This is a genomic window from Streptomyces sp. NPDC002032 (genome assembly GCF_042890765.1).
Classification (GTDB): Bacteria; Actinomycetota; Actinomycetes; order Streptomycetales; family Streptomycetaceae; genus Streptomyces.
Window position 1 is genome coordinate 129,525 of the sequence record NZ_JBIASM010000007.1, and the last position, 17,706, is coordinate 147,230.

A 17,706-nucleotide genomic window follows, 5' to 3' on the forward strand; every position below is an offset into this window, starting at 1 on the left:
TCGTACGAGTGGAGGGGAAGATCACAGATGCCGGCCAAGCAGATGCTGCCCGGGCGGCGGCCGTCCGCGGTGAAGGCGCAGGGCCGCAAGCGCCCCGCCGCCGCCGCGGGACGGCCCGCCCGGTCCGGGCCGCTGGAGCGGCTGCGGCGTACGCAGCGGCAGTTGACCAAGGCCTGGGACCGCCCGCTCACGGCGTATTACCTGATTTTCGGCAGCTCGCTGCTGCTGACCGGGCTCGGCCTGGTGATGGTCTACTCGGCCTCCATGATCAAGGCCCTCCAGCTGGGCCTGGGGGACGCGTACTTCTTCAAGAAGCAGTTCCTGGCCGCCCTGATCGGCTCCGTCCTGCTCTTCGCCGCCTCCCGGATGCCCGTCAAGCTGCACCGGGCGCTGTCCTATCCGGTGCTCGCCGGCACCCTGTTCCTCATGGTCCTGGTCCAGGTCCCCGGGATAGGGGTCTCGATCAACGGCAACCAGAATTGGATCTCCCTTGGCGGTCCGTTCATGCTCCAGCCCAGTGAGTTCGGCAAGCTGGCCCTGATCCTGTGGGGCGCCGACCTGCTGGCCCGCAAGGGCGAGAAGGGGCTGCTGAGCCAGTGGAAGCACCTGCTGGTGCCGCTGGTCCCGGTGGCCTTCCTGCTGCTCGGGCTCATCATGCTCGGCGGGGACATGGGCACCGCGATGATCCTCGGAGCCGTCCTGTTCGGCCTGCTCTGGCTCGCCGGGGCGCCGACCCGGATGTTCGCGGGCGTCCTGGTCTTCGCGGGTGTGATCGTCGCACTGCTCATCAAGACCAGCCCGCACCGCATGGACCGGCTCGCGTGCCTGGGGGCGACAGACCCGGGCAAGAACGACCTTTGCTGGCAGGCCGTACACGGGATCTACGCCCTCGCATCGGGCGGATGGTTCGGTTCCGGCCTGGGCGCGAGTGTGGAAAAATGGGGGCAACTCCCCGAAGCCCACACCGACTTCATCTTCGCCATCACCGGCGAGGAACTGGGACTGGCGGGGACTCTGTCGGTGCTCGCCCTGTTCGCGGCCCTAGGCTATGCGGGTATCCGCGTGGCCGGACGCACGGAGGACTCCTTCGTACGGTATGCCGCGGGAGGCGTGACCACGTGGATCACGGCCCAGGCCGTGATCAACATCGGTGCGGTGCTCGGTCTGCTGCCGATCGCCGGGGTCCCGCTCCCGCTGTTCTCCTACGGAGGGTCGGCCCTGCTGCCGACCATGTTCGCGGTCGGACTGCTCATCGCCTTCGCGCGGGAGGAGCCGGCGGCGCGGGCGGCGCTCGCGATGCGCCGGCCGAGGTCCGGCCGGCAGCGGAGCGGGCCGATATGGAAGTCGATGAGACGGCGCGTCAAGAGGCGTCCGTCCGGAGAGCGGTGAATTTCGGTGCATGTCGTACTCGCCGGTGGGGGGACCGCCGGCCACATCGAGCCGGCGCTCGCCCTCGCGGATGCCCTGCGCAGGCAGGACCCGACCGTGGGCATCACCGCCCTCGGTACCGAACGCGGCCTTGAGACCCGGCTCGTCCCGGAGCGCGGCTACGAGCTGGGGCTGATCCCCGCCGTACCGCTGCCCCGCAAGCCGACGCCCGAGCTGATCACCGTCCCCGGACGGCTGCGCGGCACCATCAAGGCCGCCGAGGAGATCCTCGTGCGCACCAAGGCCGACTGCGTCGTCGGCTTCGGCGGCTACGTGGCCCTGCCCGGCTACCTCGCCGCCAAGCGGCTCGGGGTGCCGATCATCGTCCACGAGGCCAACGCCCGCCCCGGGCTGGCCAACAAGATCGGCTCCCGCTACGCGCACGCCGTCGCGGTGTCCACCCCGGACAGCAAGCTGCGCGGCGCCCGCTACGTGGGCATCCCGCTGCGCCGGTCCATCTCCACCCTGGACCGGGCCGCCGTACGCCCCGAGGCGCGGGCCGCGTTCGGCCTGGACCCCAACCTGCCGACCCTGCTGGTCTCCGGCGGCTCGCAGGGCGCCCGGCGGCTGAACGAGACCATCCAGCAGGTCGCGTCGACCCTGCAGCGCTCCGGGATCCAGATCCTCCACGCGGTCGGCCCGAAGAACGAACTGCCGCGTGTCGACAACATGCCCGGGATGCCGCCCTACGTCCCGGTACCGTACGTGGACCGGATGGACCTCGCGTACGCCGCCGCCGACATGATGCTGTGCCGCGCGGGCGCGATGACCGTCGCCGAACTCTCCGCCGTCGGGCTGCCGGCCGCGTACGTACCGTTGCCGATCGGCAACGGCGAACAGCGGCTCAACGCCCAGCCGGTGGTGAAGGCCGGTGGCGGCCTGCTCGTCGACGACGCGGAGCTGACGCCCGAGTGGGTGCTCGGCCAGGTGGTCCCGATCCTGTCCGACCCGCACCGCCTGTACGAGATGTCCCGCGCGGCCGCCGAGTTCGGCCGCAGGGACGCCGACGAACTGCTCGTCGGACTGGTCTACGAGGCGATCGCGGCCGCACGAAACCGCTAGACCCAGGAGGCACAGGAGTGGCCGGAGCGACGACGGCACAGCGCGGCACGTCCGACCGGCCGGGCCGCGGGGGCAAGGGCCCCGGCCGCCCGGCGCGCCCGCCCCGGCCCGGCGGACCGTCGAAACGGACCGGCCCGCGGGGACCCGGCGGCGGGCGCCGCCGCCGGGTCACCCTCCTGGTGGCCCTCGCCGCCGCGGTGCTCCTCGCCGCGGGCTGCACCTGGGTGCTCTACGGCTCCTCCTGGCTCCGCGTCGAGAAGGTCACGGCCTCCGGCACCGAGGTGCTCACCCCCGAGCAGGTCCTCACCGCCGCGGCCGTGCCCGTCGGCGCACCCCTCGTCGGGGTCGACACCGACGAGATCGCGAGCCGGCTGCGGTCCCGGCTGCCCCGCATCGATTCGGTCGATGTGGTGCGTGCCTGGCCGCACGCGATCGGGCTGAAAGTGACGGAACGCAAACCCGTCCTGCTCATCAAGAAGGACGCGGAGTTCGTCGAAGTGGACGCGTCGGGTGTGCGATTCGACACGGTCCGACAGGCGCCCGCCCGCGTTCCGGTCCTCGAACTGGCCGCGGACCGGTCGCCGAGCGCCCGGCGTTTCGACGAGGAGCGGCTGCTGCGCGAGGCCGTGGGCATCGCGGGCAGCCTCCCCGAGGCCATCGCCAAGGAGACCTTGCAGGTCAAGGTGCGGTCGTACGATGCGGTGCTGCTGGAGCTCACGAAGGGGCGCACGGTGGTGTGGGGGAGCGGCGAACTGGGCGAGGCGAAGGGCCGCGCGCTGACCGCACTGCTCAAAGCCGCGCCCAAGGCCGACCACTTCGATGTGAGCGTCCCCACCGCACCTGCGGTGTCCGGGAGTTGACGTCGGGTCGAACAGCGAAGCACCCTGGTTGGCCACCGATACGGGTGATCACATAGGGTGAAAAGAAAAACGGGAGGTTCGGCGTGTTCGTTGAACCCGCGCTACTTGTCGACTTAGTGTCCTGTTCGGAAGAGTCCAAAGAACAGACACACTCCTCACCCTAAACTTCAGGTTTAGGGTTCGGGTCGGCGCGTACGGACCGTCCCAATTTCGGCATCAGTCGTCGCACCGCAGGCCCGCGAGGCGGCGACACGTAACTCGAGGCGAGAGGCCTTCGACGTGGCAGCACCGCAGAACTACCTCGCAGTCATCAAGGTCATCGGTGTCGGCGGCGGTGGTGTCAATGCCATCAACCGAATGATCGAGGTCGGTCTCAAGGGCGTCGAGTTCATCGCCATCAACACGGACGCCCAGGCGCTGTTGATGAGCGACGCCGACGTCAAGCTCGACGTCGGCCGCGAACTCACCCGGGGCCTCGGCGCCGGAGCCAACCCGGCCGTCGGTCGCAAGGCGGCAGAGGACCACCGCGAGGAGATCGAGGAGGTCCTCAAGGGGGCCGACATGGTCTTCGTCACCGCCGGTGAGGGCGGCGGCACCGGCACCGGCGGCGCCCCCGTCGTCGCCAACATCGCGCGCTCGCTGGGCGCCCTGACGATCGGTGTGGTCACCCGGCCGTTCACCTTCGAGGGCCGGCGCCGCGCGAACCAGGCGGAGGACGGCATCGCCGAGCTCCGCGAAGAGGTCGACACCCTCATCGTCATCCCCAACGACCGCCTGCTGTCCATCTCGGACCGCCAGGTCAGCGTCCTGGACGCCTTCAAGTCGGCCGACCAGGTCCTGCTCTCCGGCGTCCAGGGCATCACCGACCTCATCACCACCCCGGGTCTGATCAACCTCGACTTCGCGGACGTCAAGTCCGTGATGTCCGAGGCGGGCTCGGCGCTGATGGGCATCGGCTCGGCCCGCGGCGACGACCGCGCGGTGGCCGCCGCCGAGATGGCGATCTCCTCGCCGCTGCTGGAGGCCTCCATCGACGGGGCGCGGGGCGTCCTGCTCTCCATCTCCGGCGGCTCGGACCTCGGTCTCTTCGAGATCAACGAGGCCGCGCAGCTGGTGAGCGAGGCCGCGCACCCCGAGGCGAACATCATCTTCGGTGCCGTCATCGACGACGCGCTCGGCGACGAGGTGCGCGTCACCGTCATCGCCGCCGGGTTCGACGGGGGCCAGCCCCCGGCCCGCCGGGACAACGTCATCGGTGCCGCGTCCACCAAGCGCGAGGAGCCGGCCCCGGCGCCGGTCCGCGCGCCTGAGCCGGTCCGCCCGGCCTTCGGCGGACTCGGCTCGGTCACCCCGCGCGAGGAGCCCCCGGCTCCGGTGGAGATCCCGGTCGAGCCGGCGCCCGCGCCGCAGGTCCCGACGGCCCGTCCCTACCAGGACAGCCCGGCCGAAGAGCTGGATGTCCCGGACTTCTTGAAGTGACATCGGGGCAGCACACCGAGAACGGCGCCCACTTCGCCTTCACCGACCGGTGGGGCGGGGTGAGCGCCGTTCCGTACGAGGAGCTCAATCTCGGCGGCGCGGTCGGAGACGACCCGGCCGCCGTTCGCGCGAACCGGGCCGCCGCGGCGGGGGAGCTGGGGATCGACCCGGACCTGGTCGTCTGGATGAACCAGGTGCACGGGCGGGACGTGGCGGTGGTGGACGGCCCCTGGCCGGCCGGCGCCGGGGTCCCCTCGGTGGACGCGGTGGTGAGTGCCCGTCGGGGGCTCGCCCTCGCGGTCCTCACCGCCGACTGCACCCCGGTGCTGCTGGCCGATCCCGTCGCCGGGATCGTCGGGGCCGCCCACGCCGGGCGGCCCGGGCTGGTCGCCGGGGTGGTGCCGGCCGCGGTCGAGGCCATGACGGCCCTGGGCGCGGACCCCGCGCGGATGGTCGCCCGTACCGGGCCCGCCGTCTGCGGGCGCTGTTACGAGGTGCCCGCCGAGATGCGGGAGGCGGTCGCCGCCGTGGTGCCGGCCGCCAGGGCCGAGACCAGCTGGGGGACACCGGCCGTGGACGTGGTCGCCGGGGTGCACGCGCAGCTCGCGGAGGCGGGGGTGGCGCACCGCCACCGTTCGCCGGTCTGCACACTGGAGTCGCGGGACCACTTCTCGTACCGCCGTGACCGGGTGACCGGGCGGCTCGCCGGATATGTGTGGTTGGAACGGATCGATGACAGACCGTAAGTCGGAACTCGCGGAGAACCTCGCGCGGGTGGAGGAGCGGATCGCGTCCGCCTGCGCGGCGGCCGGCCGCGAGCGCGAGGAGGTGACCCTCATCGTGGTCACCAAGACCTACCCGGCGAGCGACGTACGACTGCTGGCGGACCTGGGTGTCCGTCATGTTGCGGAAAATCGTGACCAGGACGCCGCCCCCAAAGCGGAGGCCTGTGCGGATCTGCCGCTGAGCTGGCACTTCGTGGGCCAGTTGCAGACGAACAAAGTCCGTTCGGTGGCGGGTTACGCGCAGGTGGTGCAGTCCGTCGACCGGCCGAAGCTCGTCAGCGCGCTGTCGGCGGCCGCCGAGGCGCAGGGGCGGGAAATCGGCTGTCTGGTGCAGATCGCGCTCGACGCCGAATCGGGGGAGCGCGGGGCCCGCGGCGGCGCCGCCCCCGATCTGCTGCCGGAGTTGGCCGGCCTCGTGGCCGCCGCCCCGGGGCTGCGGATCGACGGTCTCATGACGGTGGCTCCACTGGCGGGCCCTTACGCGGGACGCGAACGGGCGGCCTTCGAGCGGCTGGTGGAATTGTCATCCGGCCTGCGCGCGGACCATCCGGCTGCCACGATGGTCTCGGCCGGAATGAGCGCCGACCTGGAACAGGCCGTGCTGGCGGGTGCGACACATGTACGCGTCGGCACTGCGGTACTCGGCGCGAGACCCCGGCTCGGGTAACGTCGCGAAGAAAGTCGGACCACAGCAGAAAATATGGTCATTTCCGCAGATGAGCGGACAGACCACGTGGATCGCGGGCAGTTGGTGACTTTGGTGACACAGCGACTTTGCTGACGGACACAGCGACACCTGCGACAGGGCGATCCACCACAGAGCGGAGGACTCGGAGAATGGCCGGCGCGATGCGCAAGATGGCGGTCTACCTCGGCCTCGTGGAGGACGACCGGTACGACAACCCGGGGTACGACCCCGATGACGAGTTCGAGCCCGAGCCGGAACCGGAGCGGGCGCGGGACCGGGACCGCCGACAGCAGCCCGTGCACCAATCGCCCGTACCGGACGAACCGGTACGAGTGGTACAGCCTCCGGCGCCGCGGGAGCCCCTCCCAATTCCGTCAGAAAACGGACGTCCCGCGCGAATTGCCCCCGTGGCATCCATCACACCTGACCGCACCAACCTGGAGAAGAACGCCCCCGTGATCATGCCCAAGGTCGTCTCCGAGCGGGAGCCGTACCGCATCACGACGCTGCACCCCCGGACCTACAACGAGGCCCGTACCATCGGGGAACACTTCCGTGAGGGCACTCCGGTGATCATGAATCTCACGGAGATGGACGACACCGACGCGAAGCGTCTGGTCGACTTCGCCGCCGGCCTCGTCTTCGGTCTGCACGGCAGTATTGAACGCGTGACACAGAAGGTGTTCCTGCTGTCGCCTGCTAACGTCGATGTCACGGCGGAGGACAAGGCCCGCATCGCGGAGGGCGGGTTCTTCAACCAAAGCTAGACCGATCCGTCAGACACGGGACCGGGAACTGAGCGAGAACGGGGAGAGGGAAGCGCGGGATGGGCGTCGCACTGCAAGTGGTCTACATCGCGCTGATGTGCTTCCTCATCGTGCTGATCTTCCGACTGGTCATGGACTACGTGTTCCAGTTCGCACGTTCATGGACCCCCGGCAAGGCGATGGTGGTCGTTCTGGAGGCCACCTACACTGTCACCGATCCACCGCTCAAGCTTCTCCGGCGCTTCATCCCGCCGTTGCGTCTCGGGGGCGTGGCACTCGACCTGTCCTTCTTCGTTCTGATGATCATCGTTTACATCCTCATCAGTTTCGTGAGCACCGCTGCGAGAAGCGTGTGAACGATGTGCTTCCCCGCGGGCGCGGGGACAGTCCCGATACGGTCTTGCCGACTGCCGACGACTACGTAGAGGTGAAGAAGACATGCCGCTGACCCCCGAGGACGTGCGGAACAAGCAGTTCACGACCGTCCGCCTCCGAGAAGGCTATGACGAGGACGAGGTCGATGCCTTCCTCGACGAGGTCGAGTCCGAACTGACGCGCCTGCTGCGCGAGAACGAGGACCTGCGCGCCAAGCTGGCCGCCGCGACGCGTGCCGCCGCGCAGAACCAGCAGCAGCAGAACATGCGCAAGCCGGAGCCCCAGGACCAGCGAGGCCCGGGAGCCCCCGTGCCCGCGGCCATATCCGGCCCGCCGCAGCAGCAGCAGCCGCAGATGGGCCCGCCGCAGCTGCCCGGCGGCCAGCCGCAGCTGCCCCCCGGCCCCGGTGGACACGGACCGCAGGGTCCGGGCCAGATGGGCAACCCGATGCAGCAGCAGTCCATGGGTGGCCAGCACCCCATGGCACAGCAGCAGCAGCAGATGGGCCAGCAGCCCATGCAGCAGCAGTCCATGGGCGGACAGAACCCGCTCGGACAGCCGATGGGCCAGCAGATGCAGCCGATGGGCCAGCAGATGGGCCAGCAGATGCAGCCCATGGGCCAGCCCATGCAGCAGATGCAGCAGCCGCCGCAGCTCCCGCAGCAGGGCCCCGGTGGCGACAGCGCCGCCCGCGTCCTGTCGCTCGCGCAGCAGACCGCCGACCAGGCGATCGCCGAGGCGCGCTCCGAAGCCAACAAGATCGTCGGCGAGGCCCGTTCGCGCGCCGAGGGCCTGGAGCGGGACGCCCGCGCCAAGGCCGACGCGCTGGAGCGGGACGCGCAGGAGAAGCACCGCGTCGCGATGGGCTCCCTGGAGTCCGCCCGCGCCACGCTGGAGCGCAAGGTCGAGGACCTGCGGGGCTTCGAGCGCGAGTACCGCACGCGTCTGAAGTCCTACCTGGAGTCGCAGCTGCGCCAGCTGGAGACCCAGGCCGACGACTCCCTGGCCCCGCCGCGGAACCCGGCCGGCCCGGCGCTGCCGCCGTCGCCGTCCCCGTCGATGGCTCCGGCCGGCGCGATGGGTCACTCCATGGGCGGTCCGTCCCCCATGGGCGGTCCCTCGCCGATGGGCGGCGGTCCCTCGTACGGTGGCCAGCAGCAGATGTCCCCGGCGATGACGCAGCCGATGGCTCCGGTGCGGCCGGCTGCGCCGCAGCCGATGCAGCAGGCGCCGTCTCCCATGCGGGGCTTCCTGATCGACGAGGACGACAACTAGGCGGCGCGGCCGCCCCTGTCGGCAGTCTTACGGGCCGGGCCCGGTTCCCCTTCGGGGGTGCCAGGCCCGGCCCGTTCCCGTACCCGGGGGGTGGGGGTCGCGCTGCGCGGGCTCCGGCCCCTCCCCGCCCTTCCACCGTTCCCCGGGCTCCGCCCGGACCCCTGCCGCGTGCGGCGCCGCTCCCGGGGGCCGGCCCCCGGACCCCCGCGCCTCAAACGCCGGCGGGGCTCAAGACACGGCGCTCCGCGCCCGCGCCTCAAACGCCGGCGGGGCTCAAGACACGGCGCTCCGCGCCCGCGCCTCAAACGCCGGCGAGGCTGGATGGTGCCGGCCCCCGGACCCCCGCGCCGCGAGCGCTGGCGGGGCTGGATGGGGCTGGCCCCCGGGCCCCGGCGCCTTAGACGCTGGCGGGGCTGGATGAGGCCGGCCCCCGGACCCCCGAGTCGCGAGCGCTGGCGGGGCTGGATTGGGCCCCCGGGCCCCGGCGTCTCGAACGCGGGCGGGGTTGGATGGGGTCGGCCCCTGGGCCCGCGCGCCTCACACGGCGGTGGGGGTGGATTGTGCCGGGCGGTGGCTGGGGTTGCCCGGAGGGCAATCCAGCCCCGCCGGCGCTTGAGGCGCGGGCGCGGAGCGCCGTGTCTGGAGCCGCGCCGGTGATCGAGGCGGGAACGGTGGAAGGGCGGGGCGGGGAGAGGGGCGCCGGGAACGGCGAAGCGGCCCGCCCCCCCGGATGGGGAGGGGCGGGCCGCTTCGGGGGTGGGTCAGGCCTTGCGGAGGCGGAACGTCAGGGACAGGGGCTCGTCCGTGAAGGGGGAGCCGTACGCGGCGTCCGGCTCGGTGGACGCGAAGTCCGTGGCGAGGACCTCGTCCGCGATCAGGGCCGCGTGGTCCGTCAGGGCCGTCACGACCTCCGGGTCCGTCGAGGACCACCGCAGGGCGATGCGGTCGGCGACGTCCAGGCCGGAGTTCTTGCGGGCCTCCTGGATCAGGCGGATCGCGTCACGGGCCAGACCCGCCAGCCGCAGCTCCGGGGTGATCTCCAGGTCGAGGGCGACCGTCGCGCCCGAGTCGGACGCCACCGACCAGCCCTCGCGCGGGGTCTCCGTGATGATGACCTCCTCCGGGGTGAGGGAGACGGACTCCCCGTTCACCTCGACCTCGGCGGAGCCGGCCCGCAGGGCCAGCGACAGCGCCGCCGCGTCGGCCGCGGCCACCGCCTTCGCGACGTCCTGCACGCCCTTGCCGAACCGCTTGCCCAGCGCACGGAAGTTGGCCTTGGCCGTGGTGTCCACCAGCGACCCGCCGACCTCCGAGAGGGAGGCCAGGGAGGACACGTTCAGCTCCTCCGTGATCTGCGCCCGGAGGTCGGGCGAGAGCGCGTCGAAGCCGGCCGCGCCGACCAGCGCACGCGAGAGCGGCTGGCGGGTCTTGACCCCGGACTCCGCGCGGGTCGCGCGGCCCAGCTCCACGAGGCGGCGTACCAGCAGCATCTGCTGCGACAGGACCGGGTCGATCGCCGCCGTGTCCGCCTCCGGCCAGGAGGACAGGTGCACCGACTCCGGGGCGTCCGGGGTGACCGGGACGACCATGTCCTGCCAGACCCGCTCCGTGATGAAGGGGGTCAGCGGGGCCAGCAGCCGGGTCACCGTCTCGACGACCTCGTGCAGGGTCCGCAGCGCGGCCTTGTCGCCCTGCCAGAAGCGGCGGCGCGAACGGCGCACGTACCAGTTGGAGAGGTCGTCGACGAAGGAGGAGAGGAGCTTGCCGGCGCGCTGGGTGTCGTACGACTCCATCGCCCCGGTGATCTCCGAGACCAGGGTGTTCAGCTCGGAGAGCAGCCAGCGGTCCAGCACCGTGCGGTCCGCCGGGGCCGGGTCGGCGGCGGACGGCGCCCAGTTCGAGGTGCGGGCGTACAGGGCCTGGAAGGCGACCGTGTTCCAGTACGTGAGGAGGGTCTTGCGGACCACCTCCTGGATCGTGCCGTGGCCGACGCGCCGCGCCGCCCACGGGGAGCCGCCGGCCGCCATGAACCAGCGGACCGCGTCCGCGCCGTGCTGGTCCATCAGCGGGATCGGCTGGAGGATGTTGCCGAGGTGCTTGGACATCTTGCGGCCGTCCTCGGCGAGGATGTGGCCCAGGCAGACCACGTTCTCGTACGAGGACTTGTCGAAGACGAGCGTGCCGACCGCCATCAGCGTGTAGAACCAGCCGCGGGTCTGGTCGATGGCCTCCGAGATGAACTGCGCCGGGTAGCGCTTCTCGAAGATCTCCTTGTTCTTGTACGGGTAGCCCCACTGCGCGAACGGCATCGAACCCGAGTCGTACCAGGCGTCGATGACCTCCGGCACGCGGACGGCCTCCAGCGAGCAGCCCTCGTGGGTGCAGGTGAAGGTGACGGCGTCGATGTACGGGCGGTGCGGGTCCAGGGCGGACTGGTCCGTGCCGGACAGCTCGCTCAGCTCCGCGCGGGAGCCCACGCAGGTGAGGTGGCCCTCCTCGCAGCGCCAGATCGGCAGCGGGGTGCCCCAGTAGCGGTTGCGGGAGAGCGCCCAGTCGATGTTGTTGTTCAGCCAGTCGCCGAAGCGGCCCTGCTTGACCGAGTCCGGGAACCAGTTGGTCTTCTCGTTCTCCCGCAGCATCGCGTCCTTGACGGCGGTGGTGCGGATGTACCAGGACGGCTGCGCGTAGTAGAGCAGCGCGGTGTGGCAGCGCCAGCAGTGCGGGTAGCTGTGCTCGTAGGCGATGTGCTTGAAGAGCAGGCCGCGCGCGTCCAGGTCGGCGGTCAGCTTCTCGTCGGCCTTCTTGAAGAAGACGCCGCCGACGAGCGGGACGTCCTCCTCGAAGGTGCCGTCGGGGCGGACCGGGTTCACGACGGGCAGGCCGTACGCGCGGCAGACCGCGAGGTCGTCGGCGCCGAAGGCGGGGGACTGGTGGACCAGACCGGTGCCGTCCTCGGTCGTGACGTACTCGGCGTTCACGACGTAGTGGGCCTCGGCAGGGAACTCGATCAGCTCGAAGGGGCGCTGGTACGTCCAGCGCTCCATCTCCTTGCCCGTGAAGGTCCGGCCGGTGGCCTCCCAGCCCTCGCCGAGGGACTTCTCCAGCAGCGGCTCGGCGACGACGAGCTGCTCCTGCCCGTTGCTCGCGACGACGTACGTGACCTCGGGGTGCGCGGCCACGGCGGTGTTGGACACCAGGGTCCAGGGGGTCGTCGTCCACACCAGGAGCGCCGCCTCGCCCGCGAGCGGGCCGGAGGTCAGCGGGAAGCGGACGTAGACCGAGGGGTCGACGACCGTCTCGTAGCCCTGCGCCAGCTCGTGGTCGGACAGGCCGGTGCCGCAGCGCGGGCACCAGGGGGCGACGCGGTGGTCCTGGGTGAGCAGGCCCTTGTTGAAGATCTCCTTCAGCGACCACCACACGGACTCGACGTACTCCGGGTCCATGGTCCGGTAGGCGTCGTCCAGGTCGACCCAGTAGCCCATGCGGGTCGTGAGCTCGGCGAACGCGTCGGTGTGGCGGGTCACGGACTCGCGGCACTTGGCGTTGAACTCGGCGATGCCGTACGCCTCGATGTCCTGCTTGCCGTTGAAGCCGAGTTCCTTCTCGACGGCGAGCTCGACGGGCAGGCCGTGGCAGTCCCAGCCGGCCTTGCGGGCCACGTGGTAGCCGCGCATGGTGCGGAACCGGGGGAAGACGTCCTTGAAGACGCGGGCCTCGATGTGGTGCGCGCCGGGCATGCCGTTCGCGGTGGGCGGGCCCTCGTAGAACACCCACTCGGGGCGGCCCTCGGACTGCTCCAGGGTCTTGGCGAAGGTCTTGCTCTCCCGCCAGAAGTCGAGGACCGCGTGCTCAAGGGCAGGCAGGTCGACCTGGGCGGGTACCGGGCGGTACTGCGGCGGTGTGGTCATGAGGCTGAACTCTTCCTCCGGCGGGATGTCACTTCCGTCCGGAGGGACGAGAGCCGCCCTCTGCTGAGGGACGTGCTGCTCCCGCGGTACCACCCTCCTTGGCCGCCGGACGCGCCGGTGGCCCCCTCATTGGGGTGCGAAGCCGGTTCTACTGGCCCTACGGGGATCCGTACGGCGTTCTTCCGGCGGCTCCGGGGTGATCCTTCACATCGCGCTCGCCCCCGGGCTCTCACCGTCCCCGGGTCGCTCCTGGCTGCGTCCGACGCTACTCGTCCCCATCCATGCCTCTCGCTGCGCCCAGTGTACGGGCCGGTGCCCCCCTCGGCCCACCGGCTTTCCGGCGGGCGCGGGGTGACCCGGATGGGCTGATCGCCCCGGACGGGATCCACCGGGGCGGGCGGGGCGGATTACCGGGCTTCCGGCTGGGCACAACGGATGCAGGTTGATCTCGATGGACGCGTGCCCCGTTGCCGTGTGGTCGGCGCCGATTTATCGTTCCGGCACGATTCGCGAACCAGATCACAGTATGTGAAAAGGGGCCGCTGCCATGGTGGCGAAGAAGACGACGGGCGCGGCCGGGAAGACCGCGGCGGCCGTGAAGAAGACGGCGGCCGCAGCGAAGACCGCGGCCGCCGCGAAGAGCGCCGCCCCCGCCTCGACCACGGTCGACGGGACGGCGCACAAGGCCAAGGCGGCGCCCGCGAAGGCGGCCGCGAAGGGCACCACGGGCAAGGCCGCGGCCAAGAGGGCCACGACCGAGGGGGCGGCCCCGGCCGCGCGGAAGACGGGAGCTCGGAAAGTGGTTGCCAAGAAGACTGCGGGTACGGCCAGGAAGACGGCCACTGCGGCCACCAGCGGGCTCCCGAAGGCGCGGGCCACGGCGGCCACGCCGGCCGGCGGGCTGGCGGTACGGCCCGGGGAGGAGCCCTGGACCGCACAGGAGGTCGACGAGGCCCGTACGGAGCTGATGTCGGAGGTGCTGCGGCTGCGCGCCGAGCTGGACGCCTCCGAGGTGGCCATCACGGGCCTGATGCGGGACTCGGGCGACGGCGCGGGCGACGACCAGGCCGACACCGGGACCAAGAACATCACCCGGGAGTCCGAACTCGCCCTGGCCGCGAACGCCAGCTCGATGCTGGAGCAGACCGAGCGGGCCCTGGAGCGGCTGGAGGCGGGCACGTACGGCCTCTGCGAGAACTGCGGCAAGCCCATCGGCAAGGCGCGGATGCAGGCCTTCCCGCGGGCCACGCTGTGCGTCGACTGCAAGCAGAAGCAGGAGCGGCGGCACTAGCGGGCACCGGCGGAGGCGGCCCGGCGCGACCGGCGCCCCTGACGTACTCTCGTGTCTCGTCGGGATCGGGCTAGTCGAGGGACTCACGTGGCAGAGGCGGAGCGCATCATCGGTACTCCGGACGTCGGGGACGACGCCGAGCCGCAGCAGGAACCGGCCGCGCCCCGGGGGCGGCGGCGGATCGCGGCGCTGCTCGTCGTGGCGGTGCTCGCGTACCTGCTCGACCTCGGCAGCAAGATGCTGGTCGTGGCGAGGCTGGAGCACGAGCCGCCGGTCCGGCTCGTCGGCGACCTGCTGAAGCTCTCGGCGATCCGCAACCCGGGGGCCGCCTTCGGCTTCGGCGAGGCCTTCACGATCATCTTCACCTGCATCGCGGCCACCGTGATCGTGGTGATCGTGCGGCTGGCCCGCAAGCTGTACAGCCTGCCGTGGGCCATCGCGCTGGGCCTGCTGCTGGGCGGCGCGCTGGGCAACCTGACCGACCGGATCTTCCGTTCGCCGGGCGTGTTCCGGGGGGCGGTCGTCGACTTCATCGCCCCCGCCCACTTCGCGGTCTTCAACCTCGCGGACTCGGCGATCGTGTGCGGCGGGATCCTGATCGTCCTGCTGTCCTTCAGGGGTCTGGACCCGGACGGCACCGTCCACAAGGACTGATCGCGGGAATCCTCCTCTGCCGAGTCCTGCATACTCGACAGGTGAGTACGATTCCCGAGATCCGCACCCTGCCCGTTCCCGATGGCCTCGAGGGCGAGCGCGTCGACGCCGCCATCGCCCGTATGTTCGGTTTTTCCCGGACCAAGGCGGCCGAACTGGCGTCGGAGGGGAAGGTCTCGGTCGACGGCAGCGTCGTCGGCAAGTCCGAGCGCGTGCACGGCGGCGCCTGGCTCGAAGTCGAGATGCCCGCCCCCCCGCGCCCCGTCGAGCTCGTCGCCGAGCCGGTCCCGGGCATGGAGATCATCCACGACGACGACGACATCGTCGTGATCATGAAGCCCGTCGGTGTCGCCGCCCACCCGAGCCCCGGCTGGACGGGCACCACCGTCATCGGCGGCCTCGCCGCCGCCGGCTACCGGATCTCCACCTCGGGCGCCTCCGAGCGGCAGGGCGTCGTGCACCGCCTCGACGTCGGCACGTCCGGCCTGATGGCCGTCGCCAAGTCCGAGCGCGCGTACACCTCGCTGAAGAACCAGTTCCGCGAGCGGGTCGTGGACAAGCGCTACCACGCGCTCGTGCAGGGCCACCCGGACCCGATGAGCGGCACGATCGACGCACCGATCGGGCGCCACCCCAACGCCGACTACAAGTGGGCGGTGACCCAGGACGGCAAGGCCTCGGTCACCCACTACGACCTGATCGAGGCGTTCCGGGCGGCGTCGCTGCTGGACATCAAGCTGGAAACCGGGCGCACGCACCAGATCCGCGTGCACATGTCCGCGCACCGGCACCCCTGCGTCGGCGACCTGACGTACGGGGCCGACCCGACCATCGCGAAGCGGCTGGGCCTGACCCGGCAGTGGCTGCACGCGGTGCGGCTCGGCTTCGAGCACCCGGCCGACGGCCAGTGGGTGGAGTTCGAGAGCGGCTACCCGGCCGACCTCCAGCACGCGCTGGATGTGATCCGGGCCGAGAGCCAGTGACCGCCGGCGGCGTCTCGGTGCGGGTCGCCGGGTCCGAGGCGGACCTGGCGGCCTGCTACGCCGTGCGCACCGAGGTGTTCGTGGTCGAGCAGGCGGTGCCGGAGTCGGTCGAGTACGACGCGTACGACGCCGTGGCGCTGCACGTGCTGGCCGTGGGGCCGGACGGCGAGGCGCTGGGCACCGGGCGGCTGCTGTACGGGCCCGAGGCGCTCGCCAAGACCGGCGCGCCGGAGGTCGGCTCGCTGGGGCGGCTGGCCGTACGGAAGTCCGCGCGCGGACTGGGCGTCGGAGCGATGCTGGTCCGGGCGATCGAGGCGCAGGCCGGCCGGCTGGGGCTGGCGGCGGTCGATCTGGGCGCGCAGACGCATGCGCTGGCCTTCTACGAGAGGCTCGGGTACGTCGCGTACGGCCCGGAGTTCCAGGACGCGGGCATCCCCCACCGCGCGATGCGGCGCCCCCTGCCGTAGCCCGGCCGGCCGACACGTCGAGGGCGGGACCTTCGACCTGGCGGCCGGGATGCGGTGAAGTGGCAGGGTGGGGGAGTGGATCAGCTAGCTCTGTTGTTCGTGCTGTTGCTCGGGGCCGTGGTCACCGTTCCGCTCGGGGACCGGCTGCGGCTGCCCGCGCCCGTGCTGATGACCATCGGCGGGGCGCTGCTGGCCCTGGTGCCGGCGGTGCCCAACGTGAACATCCCGCCCGAGTACATCCTGCCGCTCGTGCTGCCCCCGCTGCTGTACGCCTCCGCGCAGCGGACCTCCTGGCGGCAGTTCGCGGCGAACGTCCGGCCGATCCTGCTGCTGGCCGTGGCCCTGGTGTTCGTGACCACCGCCGCCGTCGCGGCCGTCGCGACCGCCGTCGTGCCGGGGCTGCCCGTGGCCGCCGCCGTCGCGCTCGGCGCGCTCGTCGCCCCGCCCGACCCCGTCGCGGCGACCGCCGTCGCCGGCTCGCTCGGGCTGCCCCGCCGGATGGTGTCCATCCTGGAGGGCGAGGGCCTGTTCAACGACGTCACCGCCATCGTGCTCTACCACGTCGCCGTGGGGGCCGCCGTCAGCGGCAGCTTCTCCTGGCCCGACGCCCTGCGCGAGCTGGTCCTGTCCGCCGTGGTCGCCGTGGCCGTGGGGCTCGCGCTGGGCTGGGCCACGCGGGCGCTGATGAGCCGGCTCGGGGACGCCACGCTCCAGATCGGGCTGACGCTGCTGGTCCCGTTCGTCTCGTACGTGGTGGCCGAGGAGCTCCAGGGCTCCGGGGTGCTCGCGGTGCTGACGACGGCGCTGTTCCTCGCGGAGTACGCCTCCGACGCCGACGACGTGCTCGGACGGCTGGCCGGCCACACCTTCTGGGAGATCGTCGACACCCTGGTCACCGGGGTGGCCTTCGGGCTGATCGGGCTCGAGCTGCACAACGTCTTCGGCGTCGCCGAGGGCCGCGTGGGGGAGATGGCCGGGTGGGCGGCGGTGGTGGTCGTGGTGGTGGTCGGCGTACGGCTGGTGTGGCTGCTGCCGGCGGGCTGGCTCGCGCAGAGGCTGCACCGGCGCCGCGACTATGAGGAGGAGATCCCGCTGACCTGGCGGGAGAGCGTCGTGATGTGGTGGTCGGGGATGCGCGGGGTGGCCTCGGTGGCGCTGGCCCTGGCCATTCCCCTGCGCACCGATTCCGGGGATCCCTTCCCCGCCCGCGACGAGATCGTCTTCATCGCCTTCGCGGTGATCATGGTGACCCTGGTGTGCCAGGGGCTGACGCTGCCCTCCCTGGTACGGCGGCTCGGCGTGGAGGCGGACCCGGACGCGGAACGCGAGACGCAGCGGCGGCTGGCGCTGCGTGCGGCGAAGGCCGCGAAGCGGCGGCTGAAGGAGATCGAGGAGGTCGAGGACCTGCCCGAGGACCTGGTGGAGGTCCTCTACCGGCGCGCCTACGACGTCGGGGCCAGGATCAGCCCCGACCTGGTCGACGAGGAGCGGCGGGAGGCGTACGCGAAGCGGGTGGAGCGGATCCGGGACGTCCAGCGCATCCAGCGGGAGATGATGTCCGCCGCCCGGCACGAGGTGCTGGCGGCGCGCAGCGAGCCGGGTTCGGACCCGGAGATCGTGGACCGGGTGCTGCGCCACCTCGACGTGCGCAGCCTGCGCAGTCCGTAGCGGCGGGCGGCCGGGG

15 protein-coding genes are annotated in these 17,706 nt (G+C 71.7%); 14 read left to right on the forward strand and 1 reads right to left on the reverse strand.

Annotation, left to right across the window (positions count from 1 at the left end; translation table 11 throughout):
- Positions 1-27 precede the first annotated feature (27 nt).
- The 9 genes from ftsW to ACFYYT_RS18525 all read left to right on the forward strand — a co-directional run bounded on the left by ftsW (position 28) and on the right by ACFYYT_RS18525 (position 8,719).
- Positions 28-1,389: a putative lipid II flippase FtsW gene (gene ftsW, locus ACFYYT_RS18485; protein ID WP_351830071.1), complete on the forward strand. Its 1,362-nt coding sequence runs from the start codon at positions 28-30 to the stop codon at positions 1,387-1,389.
- 6 nt (positions 1,390-1,395) lie between these two features.
- Positions 1,396-2,490 (forward strand): undecaprenyldiphospho-muramoylpentapeptide beta-N-acetylglucosaminyltransferase, encoded by a 1,095-nt coding sequence (gene murG, locus ACFYYT_RS18490; protein WP_351830074.1) that lies wholly within the window; start codon positions 1,396-1,398, stop codon positions 2,488-2,490.
- A gap of 17 nt (positions 2,491-2,507) precedes the next feature.
- Positions 2,508-3,350, forward strand: a complete 843-nt coding sequence (locus ACFYYT_RS18495) for a cell division protein FtsQ/DivIB (protein WP_388608502.1) — start codon at positions 2,508-2,510, stop codon at positions 3,348-3,350.
- A gap of 279 nt (positions 3,351-3,629) precedes the next feature.
- On the forward strand, positions 3,630-4,829 hold the full coding sequence (ftsZ, locus tag ACFYYT_RS18500) for a cell division protein FtsZ (protein ID WP_351830075.1): 1,200 nt from the start codon (positions 3,630-3,632) through the stop codon (positions 4,827-4,829).
- Positions 4,826-5,575 (forward strand): peptidoglycan editing factor PgeF, encoded by a 750-nt coding sequence (gene pgeF, locus ACFYYT_RS18505; protein WP_351830078.1) that lies wholly within the window; start codon positions 4,826-4,828, stop codon positions 5,573-5,575. Before ftsZ ends, pgeF begins: the two co-directional genes overlap by 4 nt.
- The gene (locus tag ACFYYT_RS18510) at positions 5,562-6,281 is read left to right on the forward strand and encodes a YggS family pyridoxal phosphate-dependent enzyme (RefSeq protein ID WP_351830081.1); all 720 of its coding nucleotides are present in this window, start codon (positions 5,562-5,564) and stop codon (positions 6,279-6,281) included. The genes pgeF and ACFYYT_RS18510 overlap by 14 nt, the downstream gene beginning before the upstream one ends.
- 170 nt (positions 6,282-6,451) lie before the next feature.
- Positions 6,452-7,069, forward strand: a complete 618-nt coding sequence (locus tag ACFYYT_RS18515) for a cell division protein SepF (RefSeq protein WP_030228043.1) — start codon at positions 6,452-6,454, stop codon at positions 7,067-7,069.
- Between the two features lie 59 nt (positions 7,070-7,128).
- Positions 7,129-7,425, forward strand: a complete 297-nt coding sequence (locus ACFYYT_RS18520; RefSeq protein ID WP_030155988.1) for a YggT family protein — start codon at positions 7,129-7,131, stop codon at positions 7,423-7,425.
- Between the two features lie 82 nt (positions 7,426-7,507).
- A complete protein-coding gene (locus ACFYYT_RS18525; protein ID WP_351830085.1) occupies positions 7,508-8,719 on the forward strand; it encodes a DivIVA domain-containing protein in 1,212 nt (403 codons plus the stop codon).
- Between the two features lie 761 nt (positions 8,720-9,480).
- Here the strand turns inward: ACFYYT_RS18525 and ileS are convergent.
- Positions 9,481-12,627 carry an isoleucine--tRNA ligase gene (gene ileS / locus ACFYYT_RS18530; RefSeq protein WP_351828813.1) on the reverse strand — a complete coding sequence of 1,049 codons (3,147 nt, stop codon included), beginning with the start codon at positions 12,625-12,627 and terminating at the stop codon, positions 9,481-9,483.
- Between the two features lie 547 nt (positions 12,628-13,174).
- Between ileS and ACFYYT_RS18535 the strand changes: the two genes are divergently transcribed.
- From ACFYYT_RS18535 to ACFYYT_RS18555, 5 genes are all read left to right on the forward strand, one after another.
- Entirely contained in the window at positions 13,175-13,918 is a 744-nt protein-coding gene (locus tag ACFYYT_RS18535) for a TraR/DksA C4-type zinc finger protein (protein WP_351828815.1), read from the forward strand.
- An 87-nt stretch (positions 13,919-14,005) separates the two neighbouring features.
- A complete protein-coding gene (gene lspA / locus ACFYYT_RS18540; RefSeq protein WP_351828816.1) occupies positions 14,006-14,572 on the forward strand; it encodes a signal peptidase II in 567 nt (188 codons plus the stop codon).
- A 41-nt stretch (positions 14,573-14,613) separates the two neighbouring features.
- The gene (locus ACFYYT_RS18545; protein ID WP_351828818.1) at positions 14,614-15,555 is read left to right on the forward strand and encodes an RluA family pseudouridine synthase; all 942 of its coding nucleotides are present in this window, start codon (positions 14,614-14,616) and stop codon (positions 15,553-15,555) included.
- Entirely contained in the window at positions 15,552-16,022 is a 471-nt protein-coding gene (locus ACFYYT_RS18550; RefSeq protein ID WP_351828821.1) for a GNAT family N-acetyltransferase, read from the forward strand. Before ACFYYT_RS18545 ends, ACFYYT_RS18550 begins: the two co-directional genes overlap by 4 nt.
- A gap of 75 nt (positions 16,023-16,097) precedes the next feature.
- Entirely contained in the window at positions 16,098-17,690 is a 1,593-nt protein-coding gene (locus tag ACFYYT_RS18555; protein ID WP_351828823.1) for a Na+/H+ antiporter, read from the forward strand.
- Positions 17,691-17,706: the final 16 nt, after the last annotated feature.

Coding starts and splice junctions, on each gene's coding strand:
- ftsW (WP_351830071.1), top strand. CDS start 28: ATGCCGGCCAAGCAGATGCTGCCCGGGCGGCGGCCGTCCGCGGTGAAG.
- ACFYYT_RS18510 (WP_351830081.1), top strand. CDS start 5,562: ATGACAGACCGTAAGTCGGAACTCGCGGAGAACCTCGCGCGGGTGGAG.
- ACFYYT_RS18515 (WP_030228043.1), top strand. CDS start 6,452: ATGGCCGGCGCGATGCGCAAGATGGCGGTCTACCTCGGCCTCGTGGAG.
- ACFYYT_RS18520 (WP_030155988.1), top strand. CDS start 7,129: ATGGGCGTCGCACTGCAAGTGGTCTACATCGCGCTGATGTGCTTCCTC.
- ACFYYT_RS18525 (WP_351830085.1), top strand. CDS start 7,508: ATGCCGCTGACCCCCGAGGACGTGCGGAACAAGCAGTTCACGACCGTC.
- ileS (WP_351828813.1), bottom strand. CDS start 12,627: ATGACCACACCGCCGCAGTACCGCCCGGTACCCGCCCAGGTCGACCTG.
- ACFYYT_RS18535 (WP_351828815.1), top strand. CDS start 13,175: ATGGTGGCGAAGAAGACGACGGGCGCGGCCGGGAAGACCGCGGCGGCC.